Source organism: Enterobacter sp. PP-008-ECC_S150 (genome assembly GCF_045257065.1).
GTDB classification, from domain to species: Bacteria; Pseudomonadota; Gammaproteobacteria; order Enterobacterales; family Enterobacteriaceae; genus Enterobacter; species Enterobacter chengduensis.
Map to the genome: position 1 here is coordinate 20,573 of NZ_JBJHHG010000008.1, position 24,138 is coordinate 44,710.

Annotated in this window: 25 protein-coding genes and 7 pseudogenes; 11 read left to right on the plus strand and 21 right to left on the minus strand. The window is 47.3% G+C overall.

Annotation, left to right across the window (positions count from 1 at the left end):
* Positions 1–2: 2 nt before the first annotated feature.
* The 15 genes and pseudogenes from ACJBF3_RS10560 to ACJBF3_RS10630 form a co-directional block, all read right to left on the minus strand.
* Complete coding sequence (locus ACJBF3_RS10560) at positions 3–143, minus strand: hypothetical protein (RefSeq protein WP_063855369.1); 141 nt, start codon at positions 141–143, stop codon at positions 3–5.
* A 916-nt stretch (positions 144–1,059) separates the two neighbouring features.
* Positions 1,060–1,842: pseudogene (locus tag ACJBF3_RS10565) on the minus strand (DUF4942 domain-containing protein); the annotation flags it as partial.
* Between the two features lie 82 nt (positions 1,843–1,924).
* The gene (locus ACJBF3_RS10570) at positions 1,925–2,077 is read right to left on the minus strand and encodes a hypothetical protein (protein ID WP_375379967.1); all 153 of its coding nucleotides are present in this window, start codon (positions 2,075–2,077) and stop codon (positions 1,925–1,927) included.
* Positions 2,078–2,150: 73 nt separating this feature from the next.
* Positions 2,151–2,642 carry a DUF5983 family protein gene (locus ACJBF3_RS10575; RefSeq protein ID WP_024156452.1) on the minus strand — a complete coding sequence of 164 codons (492 nt, stop codon included), beginning with the start codon at positions 2,640–2,642 and terminating at the stop codon, positions 2,151–2,153.
* Positions 2,639–3,019: a TA system toxin CbtA family protein gene (locus tag ACJBF3_RS10580; protein ID WP_024156451.1), complete on the minus strand. Its 381-nt coding sequence runs from the start codon at positions 3,017–3,019 to the stop codon at positions 2,639–2,641. Before ACJBF3_RS10580 ends, ACJBF3_RS10575 begins: the two co-directional genes overlap by 4 nt.
* Before the next feature lie 57 nt (positions 3,020–3,076).
* Positions 3,077–3,442, minus strand: coding sequence for a type IV toxin-antitoxin system YeeU family antitoxin (locus ACJBF3_RS10585; RefSeq protein WP_047408718.1), 366 nt, complete (start codon positions 3,440–3,442; stop codon positions 3,077–3,079).
* Between the two features lie 21 nt (positions 3,443–3,463).
* On the minus strand, positions 3,464–3,685 hold the full coding sequence (locus ACJBF3_RS10590; RefSeq protein WP_043017585.1) for a DUF987 domain-containing protein: 222 nt from the start codon (positions 3,683–3,685) through the stop codon (positions 3,464–3,466).
* Between the two features lie 13 nt (positions 3,686–3,698).
* Positions 3,699–4,178: a DNA repair protein RadC gene (gene radC, locus ACJBF3_RS10595; protein ID WP_024156448.1), complete on the minus strand. Its 480-nt coding sequence runs from the start codon at positions 4,176–4,178 to the stop codon at positions 3,699–3,701.
* A 12-nt stretch (positions 4,179–4,190) separates the two neighbouring features.
* Positions 4,191–4,664, minus strand: coding sequence for an antirestriction protein (locus ACJBF3_RS10600; protein WP_024156447.1), 474 nt, complete (start codon positions 4,662–4,664; stop codon positions 4,191–4,193).
* Positions 4,665–4,932: 268 nt separating this feature from the next.
* A complete protein-coding gene (locus ACJBF3_RS10605; protein WP_406545012.1) occupies positions 4,933–5,751 on the minus strand; it encodes a DUF932 domain-containing protein in 819 nt (272 codons plus the stop codon).
* A 117-nt stretch (positions 5,752–5,868) separates the two neighbouring features.
* Complete coding sequence (locus ACJBF3_RS10610; protein WP_047358712.1) at positions 5,869–6,120, minus strand: DUF905 family protein; 252 nt, start codon at positions 6,118–6,120, stop codon at positions 5,869–5,871.
* A 190-nt stretch (positions 6,121–6,310) separates the two neighbouring features.
* Positions 6,311–6,778, minus strand: coding sequence for a hypothetical protein (locus ACJBF3_RS10615; RefSeq protein ID WP_047358713.1), 468 nt, complete (start codon positions 6,776–6,778; stop codon positions 6,311–6,313).
* 96 nt (positions 6,779–6,874) lie between these two features.
* Positions 6,875–7,276, minus strand: a complete 402-nt coding sequence (locus ACJBF3_RS10620) for a hypothetical protein (RefSeq protein ID WP_047358714.1) — start codon at positions 7,274–7,276, stop codon at positions 6,875–6,877.
* A 205-nt stretch (positions 7,277–7,481) separates the two neighbouring features.
* Positions 7,482–8,369 carry a GTPase family protein gene (locus tag ACJBF3_RS10625; protein WP_191225903.1) on the minus strand — a complete coding sequence of 296 codons (888 nt, stop codon included), beginning with the start codon at positions 8,367–8,369 and terminating at the stop codon, positions 7,482–7,484.
* A 95-nt stretch (positions 8,370–8,464) separates the two neighbouring features.
* Positions 8,465–9,454 (minus strand): hypothetical protein, encoded by a 990-nt coding sequence (locus ACJBF3_RS10630; protein ID WP_149692535.1) that lies wholly within the window; start codon positions 9,452–9,454, stop codon positions 8,465–8,467.
* 932 nt (positions 9,455–10,386) lie between these two features.
* Here ACJBF3_RS10630 and ACJBF3_RS10635 point away from each other — a divergent pair.
* On the plus strand, positions 10,387–10,962 hold the full coding sequence (locus ACJBF3_RS10635) for an inovirus-type Gp2 protein (protein WP_149692536.1): 576 nt from the start codon (positions 10,387–10,389) through the stop codon (positions 10,960–10,962).
* 72 nt (positions 10,963–11,034) lie between these two features.
* Here the strand turns inward: ACJBF3_RS10635 and ACJBF3_RS10640 are convergent, their stop codons facing one another.
* Positions 11,035–12,489, minus strand: a complete 1,455-nt coding sequence (locus ACJBF3_RS10640) for a DNA translocase FtsK (protein ID WP_149692537.1) — start codon at positions 12,487–12,489, stop codon at positions 11,035–11,037.
* 201 nt (positions 12,490–12,690) lie between these two features.
* Between ACJBF3_RS10640 and ACJBF3_RS10645 the strand changes: the two genes are divergently transcribed.
* From ACJBF3_RS10645 to ACJBF3_RS10660, 4 genes and pseudogenes are all read left to right on the plus strand, one after another.
* Positions 12,691–12,897 (plus strand): AlpA family transcriptional regulator, encoded by a 207-nt coding sequence (locus ACJBF3_RS10645; protein ID WP_191225905.1) that lies wholly within the window; start codon positions 12,691–12,693, stop codon positions 12,895–12,897.
* Positions 12,898–13,013: 116 nt separating this feature from the next.
* Positions 13,014–13,391: pseudogene (locus tag ACJBF3_RS10650) on the plus strand (hypothetical protein).
* Between the two features lie 193 nt (positions 13,392–13,584).
* Positions 13,585–14,043 (plus strand): hypothetical protein, encoded by a 459-nt coding sequence (locus tag ACJBF3_RS10655; protein WP_149692552.1) that lies wholly within the window; start codon positions 13,585–13,587, stop codon positions 14,041–14,043.
* Positions 14,027–14,311 carry a hypothetical protein gene (locus tag ACJBF3_RS10660; protein ID WP_149692551.1) on the plus strand — a complete coding sequence of 95 codons (285 nt, stop codon included), beginning with the start codon at positions 14,027–14,029 and terminating at the stop codon, positions 14,309–14,311. Before ACJBF3_RS10655 ends, ACJBF3_RS10660 begins: the two co-directional genes overlap by 17 nt.
* Before the next feature lie 36 nt (positions 14,312–14,347).
* Here ACJBF3_RS10660 and ACJBF3_RS10665 read toward each other — a convergent pair.
* The 4 genes and pseudogenes from ACJBF3_RS10665 to ACJBF3_RS10680 all read right to left on the minus strand — a co-directional run.
* Positions 14,348–14,536, minus strand: a pseudogene (locus ACJBF3_RS10665) (DUF2442 domain-containing protein); the annotation flags it as partial.
* Positions 14,537–14,577: 41 nt separating this feature from the next.
* A complete protein-coding gene (locus ACJBF3_RS10670) occupies positions 14,578–14,748 on the minus strand; it encodes a hypothetical protein (protein ID WP_188092853.1) in 171 nt (56 codons plus the stop codon).
* Positions 14,749–15,123: 375 nt separating this feature from the next.
* Positions 15,124–16,146 (minus strand): DUF4365 domain-containing protein, encoded by a 1,023-nt coding sequence (locus ACJBF3_RS10675; protein WP_149692550.1) that lies wholly within the window; start codon positions 16,144–16,146, stop codon positions 15,124–15,126.
* 359 nt (positions 16,147–16,505) lie between these two features.
* Positions 16,506–17,599, minus strand: a pseudogene (locus ACJBF3_RS10680) (IS3 family transposase).
* Positions 17,600–18,074: 475 nt separating this feature from the next.
* On the opposite strand from ACJBF3_RS10680, the gene ACJBF3_RS10685 reads away from it, so the two are divergent.
* From ACJBF3_RS10685 to ACJBF3_RS10705, 5 genes and pseudogenes are all read left to right on the plus strand, one after another.
* A complete protein-coding gene (locus ACJBF3_RS10685) occupies positions 18,075–19,304 on the plus strand; it encodes an AAA family ATPase (RefSeq protein ID WP_213734532.1) in 1,230 nt (409 codons plus the stop codon).
* Positions 19,297–20,217 carry a hypothetical protein gene (locus ACJBF3_RS10690; RefSeq protein WP_406545017.1) on the plus strand — a complete coding sequence of 307 codons (921 nt, stop codon included), beginning with the start codon at positions 19,297–19,299 and terminating at the stop codon, positions 20,215–20,217. Before ACJBF3_RS10685 ends, ACJBF3_RS10690 begins: the two co-directional genes overlap by 8 nt.
* A 28-nt stretch (positions 20,218–20,245) precedes the next feature.
* Positions 20,246–20,943, plus strand: a protein-coding gene (locus ACJBF3_RS10695) for an IS1 family transposase (RefSeq protein WP_223216367.1) whose coding sequence is annotated in 2 segments (ribosomal slippage) — positions 20,246–20,495 and positions 20,495–20,943 — 699 coding nt in all. Because the reading frame shifts where the segments join, the coding sequence is not laid out codon by codon here.
* 132 nt (positions 20,944–21,075) lie between these two features.
* The gene (locus tag ACJBF3_RS10700; RefSeq protein ID WP_213734540.1) at positions 21,076–21,261 is read left to right on the plus strand and encodes a DUF4279 domain-containing protein; all 186 of its coding nucleotides are present in this window, start codon (positions 21,076–21,078) and stop codon (positions 21,259–21,261) included.
* A 73-nt stretch (positions 21,262–21,334) separates the two neighbouring features.
* A pseudogene (locus ACJBF3_RS10705) lies at positions 21,335–21,451 on the plus strand (transposase); the annotation flags it as partial.
* Between the two features lie 225 nt (positions 21,452–21,676).
* Here ACJBF3_RS10705 and ACJBF3_RS10710 read toward each other — a convergent pair.
* Positions 21,677–22,694, minus strand: a pseudogene (locus ACJBF3_RS10710) (IS110 family transposase).
* Positions 22,695–22,760: 66 nt separating this feature from the next.
* On the opposite strand from ACJBF3_RS10710, the pseudogene ACJBF3_RS10715 reads away from it, so the two are divergent.
* A pseudogene (locus ACJBF3_RS10715) lies at positions 22,761–23,744 on the plus strand (IS3 family transposase); the annotation flags it as partial.
* Positions 23,745–24,138: the final 394 nt, after the last annotated feature.

The following is a 24,138-nucleotide window of genomic DNA, read 5'->3' on the forward strand; positions in this document are numbered from 1 at the left end:
GATTAACCCTCTTCACTACGTTTATCGTCCCGCATCGAGTCAATGAAGTCTCGTTGTTCCTGCGTCAACTCCAGCTTTTCTAACAATTTATCTAGTTCTGTTTCGGCGGATTCTTGCTCATGCAAACGCTCATTGTCAACCATGCAACGCCCTACAAGATTAGGATTAATCTCAGGCTACAAAATGATCGATACTAATGCAACGGGTTGTTATTTATTACCACTGTGAAGCTCAACTGCGAAGCACGGATGGGGAAACACAGGAAGAGAAATTCGGGAGAGATGCCCCGGATGCCATAGCAGAGCCGGGGCTGGTGCAGACGGAGCCACCCATCCAACAGTTAAACGTACCCCATACACAGGCAATAGCAAGCCATTAGCGCCGTGTTGGGTACACCCAGCAGCAGCGCCCCCGGCGCATCATCATCATCTTGTACAACCATCAGTTCTCTTATCGAGTACCGTTCATTTATGGCACGGTGAACACCACGGTAGAGCCAGCCCCTTTCCCGGACTGGTTAGGCTTCCCAACATCAGCTCGTTTATCCGTGGCGTGTCATCACGACAGGCTGTTACGGGACACCGCGCTAAGTGCGGAACAGATGAATGCTACGGGAGTTATGCCGGGCACACGGCTTTCGGTTCATGTTGGGCTATCGCGGTATGACCAGTGGAACGACCGCCAGCGCTTTGCTAAACTCCCTGTTCACCGTTCAACAAATCGCGGCAACTATCAGGGTAAATAGCGGTACTTTGGTCACATCACCTTAGAGCTAACTCAATGAGTTACAAGGCTTTTAAAGGGCTGGAGCGGGCGAAGGGAATCGAATACAATTAAAAAATACAAATAATTTCAACATATTAAAAAACAACAAAGCAAACCCTACACACATTGCTATACAAAATTCGCCTCGCTTCATTTCAGCGACAAACCACACAAGTTGGATGACCAAATCAGGAAGCCAACTACCTACCTTCTTATTCTACATCAAAATTAGGATGGTAGTGCCCCCGGATAGTGCCGGGCAATGATGTCATTCAGCTCATCGACCAGTGCTTACCGCTTAAAGGTGATATGAGCAGTTCCCTTCTGAAAGTATTTGATCGAAAACATCTCATCCTCGTAACGATTGCTGTGCCTGTTTTCATGGATATGATCGGCGAGACGATGGGTGACGTCGGCACGGTTGTCGGGAACCGGTTTTCCGTCCAGAAGCATCAGCATCAGCATCCGCTCAAGGTCAGCTAATCGATCGCGTTGCCAGCCCCAGAGAAGCCCAAATCCCCAACGATCATATTTCACCAGCCCTGTCACGATAATCTTTTTTCCAAACTTACACGGGCTGTTGCTCTTGTAGTCCCAGCTCAGACCCTTAAATACGTTAATCACACCACGCTCAAACACATCACCTTTATTCAGATGAAGTTGCTCAAAAGTGCTCAGAATGTTGGCTTCGCTGACTGCAGGAATGTCATCCCCCTCAAGGTTTCTGTACCACTGATCACGCGCCTGAGCGTCCATGATGGAAAGCATCCCTGACTTTTTCATTAAATCGCGCCATATACCACGATCGAGATTACGGGTAATGGCTTTCATCGCTGTTTCTGGTTTCTCCATCAACCAGCAACCACAGCGGAATTTCTGCTTCATGGCCCAGTCCAGAGCGGTTTTACCGCCAATACAACGGGTCAGTGTTGAAATATCGTTGAGTTGCTGAATGAGCGCTTCAATCTGTGCCAGCGCGGCATTACGTCCGGTGACGATGCGCTCAATGCTGGTGGAGCAAATCATGTCGGTGTGGCTGGTTAACACTTCGGATTCGGTGAAGTTAAGGTCTGACATCTTTTCTTTCCTTTATCTAAAAGTAAAGCGCCAGCCGGTAAGGGCTGGCGCTTATACGTGTGTAATGAGTATTGCCTGGTGGTTAATCAGTTCTGGTCTGTTGCAGAAGCTGGATTGAGTGGGTGCGAACATCATTTCGCACCCGCTCAATCCAGGACAACAACTTTGCTGAGTTGGTGTTGTCTTCGTCGTTGTCGAAGATGATCCTCGTACCGTTATCGATATTGTCCTGCAGCCAGTCAGACTATTGAGAGCAACTTCAGTGGTTAACTCTGGCATTAGAGTTTTTTGTGGTGATTGATGTTGTGTTACCAGTCAAATGTGGGAAAACCTGGCAGCACTTCGCCACAGGCATCAAGATGAATAATGCTGACGGAGTAACGACGCATAAGTGCTACCACCAGACGACGACAGGCTTTCGACAAACCGAGTCGTTTTAGCCGCAACACCGGAAATGACCACGCGCTCAGACGGAGCAGATAGCCGGTGCCCGAAAAATGGATCCATTCTGACTCACTAAAGTCTTCATGCTGATGCGACTGTTTGTACAGCAGGGTGTTGTCGGCTTCGGTGATATGCGCGGTACTGCAATGGATACCGGTAAGGTGGGCGGCGGGTAGTAATGGATCTTCAACAACCCGCTTTCCGGGGGTATCAGCAATACGAAGTGAATATCCGTTGTCGCAGATCGCGTTAATAATGTCGTCCAGTTCAATGCCATCGATATCCACGATGATACGACCCATGTTGAGGGCCAGTACATTGATAGCATCGGCTTCTGCCGTCAGGGATAGTTTCATGAATGTTGCTCCTGAGCTGCATTTCCAGCGATGAGAAGAGTGATCCTTTTATACCCGTTACGTTGCATCAAACCCGTTGCCCGTCTGGCCCGGAGAATATCAATCACCCCGATAAAAGGGGACTGATGCTTAATGGAGAAACCGGGACGATCAATCCGCACCAGTTCAGATTTTTCAACGAGAAAATTGAGTGCATCTGACAGTGAGATACCGGCGTCAATATATTGCGTAATAATCTCCTCATCGGAAAATTGCGTGTCGCTAAGCGAAAGGCCGTAATGTCTTTTTAACAGATACGTAAGAAGTTGCTGCCAGATTTCAACGGGCGTCGGGCGTGACGGTGCCTTCCGCTTCGGGATGGCGGATAAGGTTTGCATAATGAAATGTTCCTGAATGAAGTCGGGTTAAAAAGAATGAAGGATTATGGGACGGGGTTACCGGGTTATGCTGTCGTCTGGTGTCGGATAAATTGCTGTATAAATGTAGCCATGTGATCCGAGGGAATCTGCTTCACAGGTCAGCCCTTTTGCATATAACGTGACACAGTGCTGATGGCGGGGATTGAGCTCACCGGAAACCAGCATTAATTCCAGCTGTTTGAGCAGTACCGGAAATGCCTGATCGAGATGGCGTAAATCCGCATCGCTGAACACACCGGCGATACTGGCCCGATCAGCCAGATAATGCAGGCGGTTGCCTTCCTGTACCAGTCGTGCGCCAAAACACGGAGTGATGCCCGGTTTCAGCCCCCACCAGGGCTCAGAGACATCATGGTTTACTGGAGGTATTGGATTCGACAATTTAGTGCTCCTTAATTAAGGTTAATTGAGCGTGACGCTACGCAATACGACATACGGGCCGTTACGGTCCTGGCGGCGTTCAGCGAATACAGCCAGCACACCACTGATATCCTGCACCTCCCGGCCAGCATAGTGGCAGATACTGCCGGACCACACGTATTTCCCGGTACAGAAGCGAAACAACCGGGACTGCGGGTGTTGACGGTATATTGCCATTGCCTGACGTTTGCTGATTATTTTCATCGCTGTTTACTCCTTACAGCCAGCCGCGCTCAGCAAAAGAGACAATATCCATCCCGCCGATGATCAGATGGTCCGGCAGGCGAATGTCAACCAGTTCCAGAGCCTGTTTCAGACGTTCCGTAATCAGCCTGTCGGCTTTACTGGGTTCAGCCTCTCCCGACGGGTGGTTATGCGCAAGAATGGCTGCGGCAGCGTTATTTTTCAGGCCGGATTTAACGACCTCACGCGGATGAACGGTGACAGTGTTGATCGTCCCCAGGAACAGTGTGTCGTGGGCTATCAGTCGATTCTGGTTATCAAGCCACAGGACGGTGAAAGCTTCGCGGTCAAGTGTGGCAAGCTGCAGACGCAGCCAGTCACGAACCGCATGGCTGGAGGTAAATGACGTGCCGGGTTCACGTAGCTGGTACTCCAGCAGGGTTAAGGCTTCCCGGATAGTGTGTTGTTCTGATGACGTTAATGAGGCGGCAAATAACGGTAGCTGTTGTTCCATACCAGAGCTCTCTCAGTCAATAATACGCATAATGGCGTTGCATTCCGCGTGGTTAATCGCGTAATCGCGCAGGCGGTAATAGTGTCCGGTCATGGTATCGCATTCCGTACGGCAGGCGTGGTGGCTGTAGGCGATGAGACAGACCGCAATCCCGGCGGCTTCAGCGCTCATCTCCGCGCCGTTGCCGTTCATGGGGTTAAACAGCACCCATTTTTCATCGTCGCCTATGTCAGTGTCCGGAGCCATAAATGCCCCACCGTTGGCCAGAGTATAAAAATTCCAGATGCCGCCGTTGTAGTGCTCACAGAAACGCTCCATCCACGCAAAAACAGCCGGTTCAAGGATTATCCATTGTGGAATGCTGCCAAAGTGCTGCGGCCAGAAGGCAATGCGCTGTTCATCCGGTACAGGTGTGCAGACAATTGCGGTTGCGTGCTGTTGTTCAGTGGATGCTGAGTCGACGGTATTGTCGTCCAGGGTGAGCATGTTGTTCATTTGATTTCCTTTGTATTTTCGGATGGGTTGTTAAAACGAAGTGACGGACAGGACTGTGCGTAGCCATTCTCATCACAGCGTGAAGGCCAGGGCCCCTCAGGGATACTTACGCTGCACTGGCTGAGTTCACCGGGACGATAAAGAAGGTGAGAGCACCAGGCGCACAGGTCGTCATCAGAGATGGAGCGGCAGCCTTGCTCACTGTTCAGGGGGAACTGATGTGGCGAAACCTGAATCACGCCGCCGGGAATACACTGCATTACTTCAGACTCTCCAGCAGACTTTCCGCCATTACCCACAGGGCGCGGTTGAGCTTCACGTCGCCATCAATGCCTTTAACCGCACGGGTGTGGGCCCGCTTACCTTTCGTTGTTCTGCCCGGCAGACCGCCTTTAATCAGGTTTTCCTGGATACACTGGTAGGTGGTCCACAGGTCGGAGCTTTCATCCTGCCAGCGGCGCGGAGAGAGAATTTGTGATTCCGTCACCGGCTGGTGCTCTTCCCCAAAGCGGTACGTCAGGGCGGCTCTGGCAAACGCCTGTTGTGCCGGCGGAGGAAGTAGCAGTGACTGCATGGCATCCCGCTTCTCCTCCACCCGGTCAAATATCCCCAGCACCTCATAAGCTCCTTCAATGACTTTCTCCACCACATTGCCCTTGTGCGGTACGCGAACCTCACCAAAGGTTTCGCCACAGACAAGTCCGTTCTGGCAGACAAAGCGAAACAGGCCCGGCAGCATCTGGTATGAGCTGGAGCCGTCGTGGCTGTTCAGGAGAATGATTTCGGGGACCTGTTTGCCGGTGATTTGCCCCTCACGCCGCAGACGCAGCATGTGCTTTGTGTGGTCGCGTTTATTCAGGTCGCGAACGCGGGTCTGGCAGGCAAAGAACGGCTGGAAGCCTTCCCGCTGCAGATTATCAAGCAGTGTGATGGTCGGGATATACGTATAACGTTCTGAGCGTGATTCGTGCTTTTCTTCACTGAATACGCTGGGGACGTAATGGGACAGTTCGTCGCGGGTCAGTGGGCGGTCGCGGCGTACGAGACTGGCCGCACCAAAACGGCTGGCTAAGCGCATGGTTAATACCTCTGATATCAGGTTAAAGGGCATAAAAGCAGAAAGGCCATGCTCCGGAAGGTGCATGGCCTGTGGGGGACTGTGTTCTGTTGAAAAAAATGAGCAGAACTTCGCCACTCAGTGGCTCAGTGGCTGCGGTGACACAGGGATACCGTCGCTGATGAGACAGCGGTTCAGCATCTCTCCGGCCTGCGGGGCAAAATTCCAGTCCCGCCATATCAGCATTTCGCTGCAGTCGCGTATGACCAGCCGAAAATGGGTGCCCTGGTCGTCTTCGACAGTGACGTTGAGGTAGCGTGCGACCATGGCTTCCGCCTGTGCCCGGGTGAAGGGGCCGGGTGGCAGCGACGCATTATCAGTATTCTGCATATCTGATCCCTGATGAGAAATAAAAGAAAACACCCCGCTCAGGTGAGCAGGGCGTCGGCGGTGTGAAATACTGGTGCAGTGGTCAGGGCTGGCGGGTTTGTTCTGCCTGAGCCGGGATATCCGTCATGGACTGAGGTTCCTGTTGTCGTGAGCGTGAATGAATTCAGAAAAAAGGCGTTACCGGCCTTTATTACGGCAGGGCATATTTCGGCAGACAGCCGCTGTCCCCGAACGCGGGAAGGACCTTCCCCGCACCGTTAAGCGTAAACACGGCTGCCTTTACGCCCTCCCCGGACACAATGACCCGCTTACCGGTGCGCAGTTTATCCCATGCCCATGCCACGTTGTCTGAGCCCACATGTGACTCGCTGTCACTGACGCTGACAGGCTCCTCATCGTCAATTTTCATGTCCAGCGACTGGCCGTTATCCATCCTGACCTGATGACCGTTTGCGTCGGTGAAGGTCATGGTGGCCGCTCGTGAGCCGGTGTCTTCGCAGGTCAGGTAAAGCTGCGACTGCCCTTTCCCCAGAATCACAAACTCAGACATCCCCTGACCCCAGCCGCTGGCCCAGATATCACGGTTACCAAAGGCCTGTGACACTGCCGGAGTCAGGGCAGATATCAGAAGAGTGGAAAGCAGTATTTTCTTTTTCATGGTATTCCCTGAGGGTGATGGTTAAGACGATACGGGTCTCTCCTGAAGGCGGTGAGACGCGTTAAGAAAGAGGGCGGATAAGTGATACTGGCCATATCACTGGCTGACGGTGAATGTGCCCTGGTCGGTGAACACCCTGGCCTCAACAAAATTGCAGGCTTTACCAAAGTCGAGCGTGTGACCAAATTTCCAGAAGACACTGTCAGCGAAGGTCATTTTGCGGGGTGTGAACGGTTTATCTGTGGGCCACCAGCCATCCACGTTCCGGCCCCTGTAGGCTATTTTTCGGTGTGTCAGCATCGGGCATTTTCCCCGGTTAACATCGATTTTCTTTATCATAACGGTGTCGGTTTTTGCTGTCACGGTGACATAGACGCAGCCATAGCATTCATGACCGGCATGGCTGACCTCCACTTTAACGGGCATATCGCTGCCGGCCAGGGAGGGAAGTGAGGTGAACAACAGACTGGCGGTCAGCGCCATAAAAAACCTTTTCATTACTTTTCTCCGGATGAAGGCATTCCTGCAATTCATCGCATTGATTTTTAATCAGTAAATGGCTGAATACAGTATCCCTGAGGAATTCTATAGCCTGATATTTACCAGGGATAATGAATAAAACCGATCGGGTCGATCGACAAAATCGATCGTGACAGGGCGAAATTAGTTATCGAAACGGAAGACGGGTTTACCGACAGGGAAATCAGCCAAAGAAGAAGGACCAGACGGTCCGGGCAGCTCGGGCCACGGTGTGTGTGACGCTCTGGAGCGCGCAACGCGCAACTTGTGGCAGCGGGGCCAAATCTATGACCGCGTCAATCACTTCCACCACGGCATCGCCAAAGCTGTTGCGGGCGGTAGTGATTATGCCGGGAGTGCGGTACCCACTTTGCAGGTGTGGCACCAGCGGGCTACGGGCCTGCTTTGGGAGGCGGGTAATCATCGCCTCCACCAGACGGGACAAGTGGTACCGCCCCCTGACTGACACCGGAAGAATATTCGTCTCTGCTGTTCCCATCTGACGGGCGACGGCCTTACGCTTCTGCGTAATATGCTCACTCTGTGATACTGAAGGTTGTGCTGACAACCAGTTCCACTGTTCAGCCGGTTCGGTTTTATCAACCTGGTTGAGGACCCACAACACAGGTGGCTGTAGTCCGCTGTATTGTGCGAATACCCCCTGATAAAAATGCTCTTCCACCGAGAACGCCCTGTCATCGGCCTTTAGCACCCACAGCACCATATCGAGTTGTGGCATGAGTTCGCGGTATAACTCACGGTATTCGTCATCGCGGCTGATGCTCTCCCCCACACCGGGCAAATCCACCAGTGTCAGGTAATGGCTGCCGAAACGCAGACGCACACGCTGTGGCTGCCGGGTGCAGGCTTCTACGGCATTGATGGCACAGACCTGACTGCGAAACAGCGCATTACACAGCGAGGATTTTCCGACGCCGGTTTTGCCCATGATGCCAATCACAGGTTCATACGCAACGAGGTGGCTGAGCTCCCGGAGAAGATGCTGTCGCAGAATGCGGGGATAGCGCCGCAGGTGGCGACGGATAAGGGCATAGCCTGAAGGCTGTTTCATGAAAACCTCGATATAAAAAAGGCCATCCGCGGTGGATGGCCTGGTGAAGGTAAAGGGAAGGGAATTCAGTAAGATGATATATAACTGAGATTTTTTTAGTTTTTCTGATTCAACTCAGCCCAGGTTTTTTCTATCAGATATTCAATCACATCAGCCCTGTTGCGGTTAAGGCGCTTCTCAATTTTTACCAGCGTCTTTTTTGCACTCTGAGAAATACGAATATTAACCGGTGCCTTGTCAGCAACTTTTTTTCTGTGTTTTGTGTTTGCGTAACGCTTTCGTAATCTGCTGAGAAAGAGTTCTTTTTCATCCCGTCCGGCATTCCATAACTCGAAGAGTACCGGTATCGCATATTTCTGTATTGCAGGGTGAAAACGGGCGTTGCCAAATCCTGATAGTAGTCTTCTGTGCTCTTTAATTTGCTTCCAGGTAAAGGCAAGCATTTCCGTATCTGCGTCAGACAGCCATGAAAAGGTGGTGTTGATACCCTCTTTCATTCTTAAATAGTCATCCCGAATATAAGCCATCTCTTTATTTTTATCTTCCATACTGATAAGTATTAAATCCAGCAGGTAAATACTTGCCAGATAACATTGCGTAGCGTTATCTGGTGTGCTGACCGGAAGATCAGGGCGATTCAGCATTTCTGTATTATCATATTTTTCATCACGTCTTTCTCTTCTTCGGGGCATCCTTTCTTTGCGGTCGAGAATATCTGAAGCGATATCGTCATCACGGGTGTAGTCTTTATAGAGCGACAGCCATAAAAACAGACATGCATGTTCATCCCCTTTAGCCCACTCCAGATGAGACTCATTGACTGCAGTGCCAGCATAATCATTAAGTAACATCAATACAGTTTGCTGTGGCGACTTTTGGCTATTTTTCTTAAAAGAATTTTTATTGTTGTTATCTCTATTATTTTCTTTCTCTTCCTGGCTAATCAGTAAGTCGATTTTTGTATTGATATTGCTGATGTCACCTTTACCGGAAAAAGCATAGTGACGAGCACCGTCGTAATCCCCCATGCACCAGAGAAGATAAACCCCCTCCCTGACCGACCTGACCTCAACAGTCCTGCTCATCTTTTGTCCTTTTTAATTAGTAATCACTACCTATAAATTTACTACAGGTATCTACAGGAAAACTTGATGCCACAAGGATAATTTCACAGTAGAAACATCACTATTATCATTGTATTCAGGGTGTTTTTCACAGTTTTTACTGTTGATACAAGCAATAAATAACAATGATTCATGTGTGATTCCTCATAGATATCACACAATCTATTATTTTTATAGTTAATTAATATCAACATGTTAGTGATTTTAACATGGTTAATTCACCGTTTTTTATTGTAATGATGCAATCTACAGGGTAAAGCATATCTCAAGGATTCAAACTGGTTCCCGTACGGGCAGTATCTTTGCGGGCTGCGGAGATACACGATGTGTTACAGGGCGATATGGTCCACGCCGGAAGTATCATGGTGGTGTCCACGGGGGAGGTTGACATCAGGGCGGGGAGACTGGGGCGACCATGGTTCGCAGCGCGGCTTGTTGCAGGAATCTCTGGTGGTCTGTGTCGGTCAGTAACCCGACCAATCTGAGGTCTAATGAGCATCGGAGAATGATGGGAAAAATTGAGGTGGAGAGAGCTTTTGGGTCTGGAGTGAAAGTCGGAAATGGGGCGTTAAAATATTCATTTAGGTTATTAGTGTTATTTTATAAAGAAGCATATTTGTAATCGCAGTGACATGATTTAACGGGATAACTCTCTGTGGGATTTTAGCCATATTAACGCATTCCCCATTCAGACCCGGTATGCACATTTTGGCTATGCGGTGTCTGATATGAATAATACCCTTCACGCCGATAACAGACAGTTGATAGTATCAGTGACCGCGTTCAGTATGAATACCCCTCGCACTCATACCCGATAGCCCGATTCATTCCACTCAGTAAAAAATAACATCCTGCTGTAATCCCATGACCAGTATTTATCACGGGATAACATTATGAACCACAATATCAACCGAAACCACGTACCTGATAATTCATTACAGGACAATTTATTCGATCATCAGAACCAGCTCTTTAGCTGCCACTCGAAACTCTTAATGCTGCGGGTGGATTTTGCGTACCGTAAAGACAGTGAGTCGTTTAACCATGCTGACATGAATCAACTGGTCGCCGATATGGTCTGGCTGACAGAGCAACGTACGACAATATCCGGTCTGGTGGGGTATGCCTGGGTGCTGGAATACGGAGAAGATCACCGTTACCACATCCATGCTGCGTTTTATATCGATGGTCAGTGTCACAGGAAAGTCTGGTGTTTCTGGGAGGCCATAAGAGAGCTGTGGGAGGAAATTACTGACGGAGAGGGCTATGCACACCGGTGTGAGCCTAAAGCACATTATCGGGTGCGTGGGGAGCGGGTAACGTCATATGACGATGTGAAGGGTCGTAAAGGCATGCAATACATTCTGAGCTACCTGAGTAAGCAGGACCAGAAGGACGAGAAAGTGACTTACCAGTTGAGCTATGTTCCTGCGACCAGTCGTAGAGGCCGTCCACGGGTCGGGCGGTGATCGCAAATGCTCCCGGGGGAGGACGGAATTAACTACGGACATCATCAGGTATGTCCGTACGGCATTAAAAAGTCATCCTCGCGGAGAAGGCGCTAATACCAACCTGCTCCCATTTGAATCAGGGGCACTGACAATCCCCAGGTTTTCCATTTGAGTAATTAACAGCGCAGCGCGATTGTAGCCTATACGGAACTGGCGCTGCACACCGGAGATAGATGCTCTACGCCTTTCGAGGACAAAGGACACTGCCTGATCGAATAATACATCCAGCTCTTGCACTGCTGATATTTCGGTATCGTATACTTCTCCGGTAATGCCCTCAATATAATCTGTTTTTCCGCTCATCTTCAATGATTCAACGACGTCGCTAATATCCTTTTCAGTGACATAAGGGGCTTGTACCCGGGTTAACCCAACGGCATCCGGGCGGGCAAAGAGCATGTCACCAGCCCCATAAAGAGCCTCAGCACCTTCGCTATCTAAAATCAATCGGGAATCTGATTTGGCGGAGACACTCAGCGCGATGCGGGCCGGAATGTTGGCTTTCATTCGGCTGGTTATCACACCCGGCAATGTATTACGTGTCGCCAGGATTAAATGAATCCCCACGGCATGTCCCTGTTTGCTGATAGTGATTAGCTTTTCCTCGACTGCTCCACGCCAAAGTAACAGATCGGAATAATCGTCAATGCACACAATAAGGTTGGGCATTTCACAGAGAGGGGGTTGCGTCTCTGTTCCACTAAAGCCTGGTTGCCAGAAAGGATCAGGAATAATACGTCCAATGAGCTTTGCTTCAGTAATCCTGTCGTTGTACCCCGCTAAATTTCTGACGCCCAAAGCACGAAGTAGCTTATAGCGACGTTCCATTTCAGCGACGAGCCAATTCAATGCATTTGCTGCATCCTGGACATCAGTGATAACTGGCGAAAGTAAGTGTGGAATATCGTCATAAGACGTTAGCTCAAGTTGCTGGGTATCAACCATTAACAACCTGACATCAGCGGGTGTCGATTTGTATAACAGGCTTATCATCATCGCATGGATCAAGACTGACTTACCCGAACAGACTGTACCGGCAATGAGCAGATGTGGCATGCGAGATAAGTCCACACTTACGGGATTGCCCAGGATATCCTCGCCCAGCATCATGGAGAGCGGCGAAACAGATTCATCAAATACCCTCGTATTCAAAACTCTCGCCAGCGATAGAGCTTGCCTCACCCTATTTGTAACCAATATTCCCGCATGAGACGTTCCTGGCACGTTTTTGAGCATCGTTACGCCAAAAACACAAAGAGCACGTGATATTTCAGGTATGAGTGCGGCAACTTTGCTGACCCGTATACCCGGTGCAATTTCAATACCAAAGAGAGTAAATACAGTTCCTGAAGGATACGCTGTTATGTTTGCGTTGATGGAGTGGGCTGCAAGGCATGATTCAATCGTTCGCGCCATATGTTGTAGATCTGAACTCGTCCAGAATAATTCAGGGTCTGTGCTAAAAGGCGGTATTGAATTCATCATAATGGCCGTTCTCGTCCAAAGAATATTGAGATAGTTATCCTGTCACTGCTTTCATTTTAAGGCTTGGCATGACCAGGAAAAAGAACAGTTCTGGTCAAATCTGCAAAAATCAAAAATTACGTCAGTGCGTCATCGTTTGAAGAAGTCTGCACCATTCGAATACCTGGCTTCTTCTCCCTCACCACCAACGGAGAACAAACGATGACCACACCCACCAGTCTTCTCAGCGATAAGTTCGTCGATATGGCGTTTATCACTCAACTCACCGGCTTAACTGACAAATGGTTCTACAAGCTCATTCAGCTCGGCGAATTTCCTAAACCCATCAAACTTGGCAGAAGCTCCCGCTGGCTTGAGAGCGAAGTGGAAACCTGGCTGCAACAACGTATCGCACAATCCCGCCAGTAACCTACTAGCGCAATCACATCTCCCACCTGATTTAAATCAATCAGTCGTATGACCTGCACTGCTGCCCTCTCTGGGACGGTTTAGCCCTGCACGTCATCCAACAAAGGACCAATGCTATGTACGCAAAATCGTTTATTGCTCTCGATGGCAATCAAAGTATCAGGGGGAGCGACCACTGCCCAGATTTATCCTTACAACCACTATACCTACTACCTCTGCGATAGTGCGCTGGCATTCCACCCTGAATGGGCCTCCAACCGCCCGTGGTTCTAGCACACATGGGAAGACCTGACGGAGAACGGACGCCACTGCCCGTATGTGCCCCGTGAGCCGCTGGAGGCGCGACGGATACGCATGCTGCGTCGTTACCATTGGTACGCAAGGCCGACGGGCACCGCCTTGGTTGCTACAGCGATTACTACGCTGAACACTACTGCCTGAGCTGCCTGAACTGCCTGGCAGGTGACCACAGCACCGAAGTCACTGCTGACTAACCACTTACCTTTTCCCCACCAACAGCTAATGAAATGTGCATGCGTGGGTCCGGAAGAGAAATCACGGGCCCGGGAAAAAAAACTTCGTCAAGTAGTTTGTTCCGTGGGCAAAAATATCAGACCGCCTCATTATTCCCGATATCACTGCCTTTTCTGGTAGTACCTCTTGTTGTGAATAAGTCATTGCGGCAGAATGCGTTCACCAATTTTCTGGCAATCAGGAAGCGATGAAGTGACGATTAGATACCTGCGTATGATGACGGCTGATATTGACCAGCTCCCACTGATAATGCAGGGTACTCGTGATTGTCTGGCTGTTCGCTCAGAGATTGAAGAAAATATTCAGGCTGATCAGGTTATAGACGTTAGACTGACTACAGAAGGTCGGTTTATTCATCTGGAGCAGGGCTTATCGCTTACGAGACCCCCGAAGACCAATATCCCTTCGCATCTTTTCCAACCTCGACGTGGATTGTGTTGTTTTGGGATTGATGTCAGCGTTTTTGATTACAATGAGCATTTAGAGATCATTGTGGATTCAGATACCCATGCTATGATTGTCCCAAGGCATGATATGCACATCCAGGAATACGAGAAGCACCTGGAAGCCACCCGGCATCTTTGGGAGGTTCAAAATGATGAAGAAAAATAGAGTGAATTACGAAAGAGAAATTAACCAGATTGTTACGCAGGGTGCGAGTCGTCAGGCTCTGTTTGCGCTCGTCCGTGATATGGTTGATGCCTTGGGTCGCGACGGCGGCGCTCTTGCATTCAACGTCCTAAATAACGCTCTCGAACGCGATATGTCTGCGGATGCAGAAGATGTTGTTTATGACGTGCTTGATGCCCTTAGCGGCCAGTGTAACCGTATGTGTTGGATTGGTTCCGGCGATTACCATCTGTCACCTCAAGCCGCATAAAAATAAAGCCCCTCAATAGGGGCTTTTTAGTTTCTACTATTCGCGTATCTGGGAACTCTTGCCGCCTGCCAATATCCCCTCGACGCATAAATCCTCATCGAACTCCAGCCAGTGGATGCCTTCGAAAGATAACTCATAAGCCATGCGCTGCGCCAAACTGTCATGCTCCAGGCGCGGATACCAGAAAAGAGGGGAGCCGATTACGCGACCATCTGAGAACTCAACCCAAAAACGGTCGAAATCGAACTAGATACGGAGGGGGCGGATCACGTTCTTACGTTCAGTTCATGGCCACGCCGGTTGCGCAGCTCGGCCACGGCCAGTGTGATTTCCTCCAGACGTTCGGGCATCGACACTGCTCCGCCAGCAAAGGCCAGATACTCACCAATTGCCAGGTAGGCTTTATGCTCAACAGCTTCGCATGTAAGCGCCGTCAATCCAGTATCTATCTTTTTTACCGGCCTTAATTGTACCGGCCAACTTGCAACCCAGCTCCCGGAGAATCATCAAAGCATCGTTATAGTCATACCCAGTGATACATGCAGCCAGCAAAAGCGGGCTTCTGTTGTTGTCGGTTAAGTGTTTGAGATGTTCAAAATCCATGTTCTATCTTAGCTGACTAATATTGGGTCTTAGCGGAAAAGCGTTATAATTTTGTTAAAAAAGTTTCACAATATTGACTCTATCCATTTATATAGTATTGTGTCATCTGGCGTTGCGGTATCCGCAATATATAGGAGCCAGACCTTTTTCTGGCACCGGTGAAGATTTCATGTCTGGGTTCAGTCAGAGCGCGAGTGTACCGCCAACGCCTATTTCCCTCTGCCCGGCTCGTAAACAGTATAAAACCAAAGCCTAGTTTTAGCGGTTGTATCTCCTTCACTTGTTTTAAACTTTATCTCTCTTTTTAGAACAACCATTACTTCAGCTGAAGAACGATTCTTTAAAATAACCTTGGCCGTTAATCCTACAAAATCAACGATTGAGGTAAAGCCATCTTTTCTATTATCATAACGCCTCATAGGAGTAAGCATTCTCCATCTGGAAACCTCGTTGATTATTCTGGCTGCAATTGGTAACAACCCAAAGCTAGCTTCGATTCTTGCAATAGGTCGCCCTTTTCGTGTTATATGGCTCCACCCTGTTCTATTAATTAAAATATCTCCAAAGAAAGGGTTTTTCGCTCCTGTTTCCTTCCATTCTTGGTAAAATTTTATTGCTCTATATTTTAGTGAATCTTTTAAATTCCCCGGAAGGCTTAAGGGAAGAATCCCTTTTAATGAGTCATTATGTCTCAAGTCTAAAATTGGTTTCTCAGAGTAATTTTTTGACACTCTTGCTAAACGTCTTAGTGGACCTTGACATTCCTTTGATTTAGCCAGACGGTTTTTTATAGGAATGGTAATGACAGAACTCTCTTTTGGATTGTATGTATCTTGAAGTTTCAAGTCAGCCCAGTAGGAAAGCAACGGTTCATCGTCATCATCCAGATCAACATGAATTAAGATGCATGGGATAGGTGATATTTGCCATATCTCTTTTTTTTGCTCAAGTTTGTTAATTTTTATTTTCATTATGTCTTTATCTTTTTTTGTAATATAGCTACTCCCTGTCTTGACTTGAACGTGAATCACTCCACCAGTGAAATTCCAGGACTGCTTACTTTTATTGTTAGGATCGGTTGGGTCAATCTTTTTTGTGCGGATGTATAGTAATCCGTCGTAACCGTCATCATTTTCTTGAGAAATAGGCTGAAATCCCCATCCCCATTTCGTGAAGATGCCTGATATATAGTTAACGCCAATTGAACCGGTTCTATTACTTTCAGATGTCATATGCCGCCTTAACAGAATTGATTAAAATTTTGTTTGGGTTGGGTTCGGTTGGGTTGGGTTGGGTTGGGTTGTTGTAAGTTAGGGGTTTAATTTCATCCATTATCTCGTACGCGTTTAATATATGGTCGTATATATTAAACATATCTTGCCTATAAGATACACTGTTCTTTGGTGAACTCAAAAGTGATTTTTATATCTATCCCCCCTAAACGGAAACCTCTTATCTTATTCACCTACTAAATATGTATCCCATAGATGCGGACCTGCTCCCCGTTGATTAATACACACCAATGTTAGTAATGTCTTCATAATGACCCTGACCCCGAATATGCTCCAGTCATAATCAGGAATAACCGGCTTCATGTTAGTTGCATGTTCTGGCAACCGGCAGACTTTTCAGCAAATTCGGACGGGGTCATCCAGCCCAGCGCAGAATGAGGGCGTCTCTGGTTATAGTGATGCGCCAAGCTTCGATTTTGCACCGTGCATCCTCCAGATACATGAACCAGTTTTCGTTCAGACACTCCTGTCGCAGCCTGCCGTTGAACGACTCCACTGTGGCATTATCCGTTGGCGTTCCCGGTCGTGAGAAGTCGATGCGGATCCCTCTTTCGTACACCCATTTGTCCAGCATTTTCCCTGCAAATTCAGAGCCATTATCGGTTTTCAGCAATTGTTGGTAAGGGACGTCTGAGCGCAATAGCGTTCAGCATCTCTGCGACCTCCGTTGAGCGCAGATTCTGACCCACGCAAATCCCCAGACATTCACGCGTGTAGAGATCAATGATCGTCAGCAGACGTAACCGACGCCCGTCAAATAAGGCGTCAGAGACAAAATCCATGCCCCAGACATGATTTGGATACAACCCCTGAGGCTGGGACTGTCGCCGCTGTGCCGATTTATTTCGGCGTGGGCGTTTGAGACGCAGGGACAGACCCTGCTCGCGATAGAGTCGGTAAATGAGTTTATGATTATCCCGCCAGCCCTCCCGCCTGAGCATGACGTGAACCCTGCGATAGCGATAGTGGACCCGGGTTTCGGTGATCTCCCTGATACGAAGGCGTAGTGCGCTGTCGTCTGCCGCCACAGAGCGGTAGCGGAAAGAGCTGTGGCTGATCCGTAGTGCAAAACAGACCTGCCGCTCGCTGGATCCATAGCGTGCCTGAAGGTCCGGGACCCATTCGCGCAGACGCGCCAGAGTCAGTTCTTTTTTGCCAGCACATCCTGCAGGCTGAGATCGGCAACCAGCTTCTTCAGCCTGAGATTCTCTTCCTCAAGCTGCCGCATATGCTTCAGCTCAGGAGGGGAAATCCCGCCATATTTCTTGTGCCAAGTATGGAATGTGGCATCAGAAATGCCCAGCTTAGGATAGACGTCCGGCAAGGACGTCTCCAGTTCGGCTTGCTTCAGGGCAAAGACAATCTGCTCTTCGGTGAATCGTGATTTTTTCATCGGCACCACTTCCATTCGCCGAGTGTAGATCATGCCGGAATTCTGTTTCTGAATGAAGCAGGATTTCGAGTCAGAGTCAATGCCACCCCAGACTGTACAAATTTTACCCAAAAACGGGTAAGAACCATTATGAACGTGAAAAGGCAAAAATTACTCACCGAGTGGCGTCAATCATGGTATCAACTACCGCACGGAGTGGCTTTTGATATCGATAAAACAAACAAATTTGCGACATTATAGTACTAATAGATTGTTCTTCATAAACCACCGACGAGATCAACGCCTTAAAATCGACCGATAAACTCCTATCTAATTGAATAATATTAATATATCAAGATGGGTTGTTATCAAAGGCACATAAGTCTCATTTACGACGTTTTTTGGTCTTAGGAAAACATAGAATCGAGTAATATGCCGTTATTTCAGAAAAATGTTGCACAAAACATCTTTTTTGCATCCATCCCAAGGTGTATAGTTGCAAGAATCTGCAACAAAGTCTAAGAATGATGTAATGACTAAGTATATGAACCTAATCGCCACAATTTGTCGTTTTGCTTTGAAAGATGCCCCTTCGCAGGAGGTGATTAAAGCAATTCTCAAATTGAGAGATAGCCTCCAGAAGGATGGTCTAACTATCGAAGCCAGAGCACTTAGTGCTCTGGTGGACAAAGCTGACACAAAAAAAAACCTTGCTCTTGACAATAAAAAAATAACGTGGAGCAAAGGATTTCTCTCCAGCAAAAGCGAAATGACCGCATCAACACCTTTGCCTGTTGATAAAGAAAACAGTATGCCTTTGGCTGAAGTTATTTTCCCCAACGAAATTAACGAATTCCAAAAATTTCATTTTTTTGATGAAAATATTACAAGTGCAATTGATGGAATTTTAGCTGAATGGGAATATGCAGAACGTTTAAAAACCAATGGTATATTACCTAGCTATAGCTGTCTTTTCTTCGGAGAACCAGGAACAGGAAAAACCGAATTAGCAAAGTACTTAGCAGCAAAACTAAACCTACCCTTAGTTTCTGCAAGGCTAGATGCTATGCTGTCATCTTATTTAGGCACCAGCGCAAGAAATATATCATCCCTCTTCGATTTTGCGGAAAGATATAATTGCATCCTTTTATTGGATGAATTTGATGCAATCGCTAAATATAGAGATGACAGCAAGGAAGTTGGAGAAATAAAAAGGGTTGTGAATACTCTTCTCCAATGCTTAGATAGAAGAAAAGAAAGCGGCATTGTAATAGCGACAACAAACCATGAAGGGTTATTAGATCCAGCGGTGTGGAGACGTTTTCAGAATAAAATAAAAGTTCCTAAACCGACAAAAATTATTCGTGAAAAGATAATATCAGCATATCTATCACCAATGACGATATCTAATGGCGAGCTTACTTTTTTAAATATAATCTTAGATGGATTTACGCCAGCAGAAATAAAAAACTGCATTGAATTTATTAAGCGCTTCACTATTATAAATGAGTGTAAAACAGTAGACCTATACAATGCAATCAAAGCATACTTTGTAATAAATGCCAATTATAACAATGAAATAACAAAATCAATACTTTCGGGGTCTGAGCATGAGCTGGCAAAGAACCTAATAACCAAACATGATTATTCTATACAAGACGTTTCTACTCTCATTGGAAAACACAAAAGTACCATATCAAGATGGGTGAAAGATAAAAATGAATAAAAAAAACATTTTAAAGATAAAAAACAGCAAAAAATATATTTATAGTCCTGAAGTAATTCCAGGTGGAGACAATAAAGATTTTTTCCACGGTGATGACTCTGCTTTCGCTCGGCATAAAGCAGAGTTAATATTTAAAACCTCTTTGATCTCCCAGCAATTGCAGCAAAGGAAAAACAAAAAATTTGCAACTATAAAAGTATCATTAAAAGAGGATGCTATAGCCAAAAGCCATAGACCTACTTCTGCAATATTCAATTACAAATATCCAGTTATCGGCGGTGGTGATATTGGTGAAATATATGTTCAGGTTAATGAAAAATCGTTACCAAGCCTGGCTGAACGTCTATCTCAAGCGAAAGTTCAATCTGAAATAAAATTTAATAAAAATGGCGAGATTGTTCCTAAAGTTGGAAAACTACGAAGCGAAGTTAGTGCGATCCAAGACATTGAATTATACACAGGAAATGATAAATGCTCTATTAGTGATGTTGAGTTAGCTCAAGAATTATTGGAGAAAAAACGCGAGATAATTGTGGAGTTATTCACTGCTCGAAAAAATGAAACATTAAGTGATGATGAAATATCCTCAATTTATAAAAGTTTTGTTAACGACTTGAAATTACAATTCCCTACGATTGAGTTTGTTGCTGAATCACGTTTTTTTTCAGACAACATCATTACATTATTTCCCAAAGAAAATTCCAACACTGAAGTTGTAGCATTATTAAAAGAACTAAAAAATAATCCTATTGTTAGGAAATACTACCCATCTCCGATTCTCACAATTGCAAAAAAAGATGTAGATGCAGAAAATAAATTATCTACATTTCCTAGAAAAGAAGCTAACCAGTCTTATCCAAAGGTAATTTTAATAGATAAAGGAATAGGTAATGGTGCCAACTTACTGATTTAGTGTATGATGGTGTTTTTGAGGTGCTCCCGTGGCTTCCATCTCCATCAGTTGTCCCTCCTGCTCAGCTACTGAAGGCGTGGTGCGTAACGGTAAAAGTACTGCCGGACATCAGCGCTATCTCTGCTCTCACTGCCGTAAAACATGGCAACTGCAGTTCACTTACACCGCTTCTCAACCCGGTACACACCAGAAAATCATTGATATGGCCATGAATGGTGTTGGATGCCGGGCAACCGCCCGCATTATGGGCGTTGGCCTCAACACGATTTTACGTCACTTAAAAAACTCAGGCCGCAGTCGGTAACCTCGCGCATACAGCCGGGCAGTGATGTGATTGTCTGCGCTGAAATGGACGAACAGTGGGGCTACGTCGGTGCTAAATCACGTCAGCGCTGGCTGTTTTACGCGTATGACAGGATACGGAGGACGGTTGTGGCGCACGTCTTCGGTGAACGCACTCTGGCCACACTGGAGCGTCTTCTGAGCCTGCTGTCGGCCTTTGAGGTCGTGGTATGGATGACGGATGGCTGGCCGCTGTATGAATCCCGCCTGAAGGGAAAGCTGCACGTAATCAGCAAGCGTTACACTCAGCGCATTGAGCGACATAACCTGAATCTGAGACAACATCTGGCAAGGCTGGGACGGAAGTCACTGTCGTTCTCAAAATCGGTGGAGCTGCATGACAAAGTCATCGGGCATTATCTGAACATAAAACACTATCAGTAAGTTGGAGTCATTACCGAACAACTGCAATGGCGGATTTTCCCATCTATGGAGAAAAATTCGATACGGAGGATGTTACTATTCGCTAGGGTATGTCTCCAACTGAAACCAAGGTGAAGAGAAAGACGGCCAAGTATTGAAACTAGCTGGAAGATTTGCGCTAAGGAGGAGGTTTCATTAGATCTCAGTGATCAACTTCATCATCTTGTTGATTTAATTGAGGACAAAGTAAAACCACTTTGTGACATTAAATCTTCACTGGATGTTAACTTTGTTTTCTCATTTATAGTGAAAATAGAAAATGGTGAGAAGCCAGTGTAAATAGACCCGTTTTAATTCCATTCATATTTAGAGATCATCCGGCATAATCAATCTTCCAACGAAGGAGATCGCGATGCGTAAAGCCCGTTTTACTGAGAATCAGATCATCGCTGTGATTAAGTCGGTTGAAGCAGGACGAACCGTTAAAGATGTCTGCCGGGAGGCCGGTATATCTGAAGCCACCTACTACATCTATGGACTACCTCCGTTTTGCAAGTACTGAATCTGGTTTTGGGTTGTTGCTTACATCTATCCGGCATCAGGAAAATCTGTGCCCAAATGGGTAATCCGCACACAATCGCCTCAACAACTGGACGGCCTCTGAGGCCAATATAATAGTCAGGTTCCGAGTGTGCAGGTGCAACCTGTCACCATTTCTCAGTACGCTGCAACTTTTGCTGGCAGGGGATTAATTTCACACTACCTGATACTCGGTCTCATTTCTCAGCATCGACCAGATTATTCTCGCGTTTTTGTTAGCGACCGCCACGGTCGTTTTATTAAATCCGCGCCGTTCCTTTAATTGGTTAACCCACTGATTCATATGACTATCATTGTTATTCGTGGCAACCCTGACGACAGCGCGGGCACCATGAATAAAAAGTGTTCGCAGATGCTTGTCGCCTTTTTTCGTCATATTCATCAGCACCTGCCTGTCGCCACTCGAATGCTGGCGTGGAACCAGACCCAGCCATGCAGCAAAGTGGCGGCCATTCTTAAATTCAGTTCCTTTGCCAATAGCAGCAATAACGGCCGTGGCCGTTTTAGGGCCAATGCCTTTAACTTTGGCGATACGCTGACAGGCTTCTGATTGCCTGAATACTGTTTCAATTTCCTTATCAAAAAAATGGATCCGACGCTCGAGATCGTTAAAGAGATCATAGAGTTCGGCAATCGTCCTGCGCATTCTAACGCTAAGACCATTTTCAGCATCTTCAAGGATAAGCGGAACAGCACGACGAACTCTTGAGACTGCCGCGCCGATTGTTATTCCCCGATCAAGCAGCAGTCCCCGGATTTGACAGACTGTCGCAGTACGATGATTGACAATACGCTGTCTTGCTCGGTGCAGAGCCTGAATATCCTGCTGTTCAGGGCTTTTCGGTGGAACAAACTACATCGTAGGTTGCATCAGAGCCACAGCTATCGCCTGCGCATCGTTACCGTCATTTTTTTTGCCCCCGGACAAAAGGTTTTACATATTGGGGGCTGATGACTTTTACGTTATGACCCAGTTTCTCAAACTCACGCTGCCAGTAAAATGCCCCGGTGGACGCTTCGATCCCAATCAGATATGCAGGAATATTTGCCAGCGTCTGGAGCAATTCTTTTCGGCCAGTGCGTTTTGTATAAACCGGTTTGCCGGCCTGGTTTAACCCGCAGATCTGAAAAACATTTTTAGCCAGATCAATACCCAGAAATACGATATTCATGGTGATTCTCCTGGTGAGCATATTTCGTACAGTTAACCGTAGCGGGAGGAGGTAGTCCATCCCATTAACTGGAAGTCCAGGTACGGCGGCATGGAGGCTTCTGATATTAAATCAAGGATCTTGAGGACGAGAATCGGCGTCTCAAACAGATGTTTGCCGACCTGAGCCTTGAGAACCGGGCACTGAAAGATGTTATCGAAAAAAAGCTTTAAAACCAGCCTGTTAGCGAGAGATGGTCACTCATCTGATAACGACATTTGGACTCAGTATCCGTCAGGCCTGCTGGAGTCTGAACCTGAGCAGAACGGTTTACCATTACCATCCGGATACCACGCGGGACGAACCCGTTATTGTCGCGTTGCAGGCAGTGGCCGAGCGATACCCACGATACGGTTTTCCGTAACTTTTTCAGGTTCTGAGGCGGGAGGGACATCCGTGGAATCACAAAAGGATCCACCGTATTTACTGTCTGCTGAAACTGAATTTTCGCCGTAATGGCAAACAGCGGTTGCCGGTGCGTGATCCCTCGCCACTGGCCACTCCGGAAGCGCTGAACCAGAGCTGGTCTGTCGACTTTATGCATGACGCCCTGGTCTGTGGACGTCGTTTTCGCACGTTCAATGTCGTTGATGACTTTAACCGTGAGGCGTTGTCGATTGAAATCGATCTGAATCTGCCAGCTCAGCGCGTGGTCCGTGTGCTTGACAGGATCGCGGCAAATCGCGGCTATCCTGTCATGTTACGCATGGTCCGGAATTTATCTCACTTGCACTGGCTGAATGGGCAGAGCAACATGCAGTAAAACTGGAGTTTATCCAGCCGGGTAAGCCGACACAGAACGCTTTTATTGAGCGCTTTAACCGAACATACCGTACAGAAATACTCGATTTTTATCTGTTCAGTACGCTGAATGAAGTGCGGAAAATCACGGAAAGATGGGTGTCAGAATATAACTGTGAACGCCCTCATGAATCACTGAACAATATGACACCGGAGGAATACCGACAGTACCATTATTTGGCCGGGATCAAAAAAAATGCATGGAACTAAAACGGGTCTATTTACAGTTGGTCAGCACCGGTTACCTTGTTTCATGTTTGAGTGAGTTATCGGTAATCAGATCCGGGTTGAATACTGCATTCAGACTACCATACTGAAACGCTGTGATAATGTTGATTTTGTATTCAACACGCATTGCTTCAGTCATCGTATTCAACCACTCGCGACTCTTCGTCTGACAGGACGATTACTTACCTGACAGTATTGTCGATGTGTGATTCCCCTCCTCCCTAAATGAGCCAAGTCAGGGTAGTAACCTATATATGCTGAAATTACTACCACTGTGCCAATACCCTGCAGGGAGCCTGAATTGATGAGTTTCCACACGAAGGCTTCTGAGATCCCACTATCTCTGACGGAAGACAAGACAAACTGATTACCAATG

Excerpts from the sequence above, each read along its gene's own strand:
- ACJBF3_RS10560 (WP_063855369.1), bottom strand. The coding sequence starts at position 143 with ATGGTTGACAATGAGCGTTTGCATGAGCAAGAATCCGCCGAAACAGAA.
- ACJBF3_RS10575 (WP_024156452.1), bottom strand. The coding sequence starts at position 2,642 with ATGAAACTATCCCTGACGGCAGAAGCCGATGCTATCAATGTACTGGCC.
- ACJBF3_RS10580 (WP_024156451.1), bottom strand. The coding sequence starts at position 3,019 with ATGCAAACCTTATCCGCCATCCCGAAGCGGAAGGCACCGTCACGCCCG.
- ACJBF3_RS10590 (WP_043017585.1), bottom strand. The coding sequence starts at position 3,685 with ATGAAAATAATCAGCAAACGTCAGGCAATGGCAATATACCGTCAACAC.
- radC (WP_024156448.1), bottom strand. The coding sequence starts at position 4,178 with ATGGAACAACAGCTACCGTTATTTGCCGCCTCATTAACGTCATCAGAA.
- ACJBF3_RS10600 (WP_024156447.1), bottom strand. The coding sequence starts at position 4,664 with ATGCTCACCCTGGACGACAATACCGTCGACTCAGCATCCACTGAACAA.
- ACJBF3_RS10605 (WP_406545012.1), bottom strand. The coding sequence starts at position 5,751 with ATGCGCTTAGCCAGCCGTTTTGGTGCGGCCAGTCTCGTACGCCGCGAC.
- ACJBF3_RS10610 (WP_047358712.1), bottom strand. The coding sequence starts at position 6,120 with ATGCAGAATACTGATAATGCGTCGCTGCCACCCGGCCCCTTCACCCGG.
- ACJBF3_RS10615 (WP_047358713.1), bottom strand. The coding sequence starts at position 6,778 with ATGAAAAAGAAAATACTGCTTTCCACTCTTCTGATATCTGCCCTGACT.
- ACJBF3_RS10620 (WP_047358714.1), bottom strand. The coding sequence starts at position 7,276 with ATGAAAAGGTTTTTTATGGCGCTGACCGCCAGTCTGTTGTTCACCTCA.
- ACJBF3_RS10625 (WP_191225903.1), bottom strand. The coding sequence starts at position 8,369 with ATGAAACAGCCTTCAGGCTATGCCCTTATCCGTCGCCACCTGCGGCGC.
- ACJBF3_RS10630 (WP_149692535.1), bottom strand. The coding sequence starts at position 9,454 with ATGAGCAGGACTGTTGAGGTCAGGTCGGTCAGGGAGGGGGTTTATCTT.
- ACJBF3_RS10635 (WP_149692536.1), top strand. The coding sequence starts at position 10,387 with ATGAACCACAATATCAACCGAAACCACGTACCTGATAATTCATTACAG.
- ACJBF3_RS10640 (WP_149692537.1), bottom strand. The coding sequence starts at position 12,489 with ATGATGAATTCAATACCGCCTTTTAGCACAGACCCTGAATTATTCTGG.
- ACJBF3_RS10645 (WP_191225905.1), top strand. The coding sequence starts at position 12,691 with ATGACCACACCCACCAGTCTTCTCAGCGATAAGTTCGTCGATATGGCG.
- ACJBF3_RS10655 (WP_149692552.1), top strand. The coding sequence starts at position 13,585 with ATGCGTTCACCAATTTTCTGGCAATCAGGAAGCGATGAAGTGACGATT.
- ACJBF3_RS10660 (WP_149692551.1), top strand. The coding sequence starts at position 14,027 with ATGATGAAGAAAAATAGAGTGAATTACGAAAGAGAAATTAACCAGATT.
- ACJBF3_RS10675 (WP_149692550.1), bottom strand. The coding sequence starts at position 16,146 with ATGACATCTGAAAGTAATAGAACCGGTTCAATTGGCGTTAACTATATA.
- ACJBF3_RS10690 (WP_406545017.1), top strand. The coding sequence starts at position 19,297 with ATGAATAAAAAAAACATTTTAAAGATAAAAAACAGCAAAAAATATATT.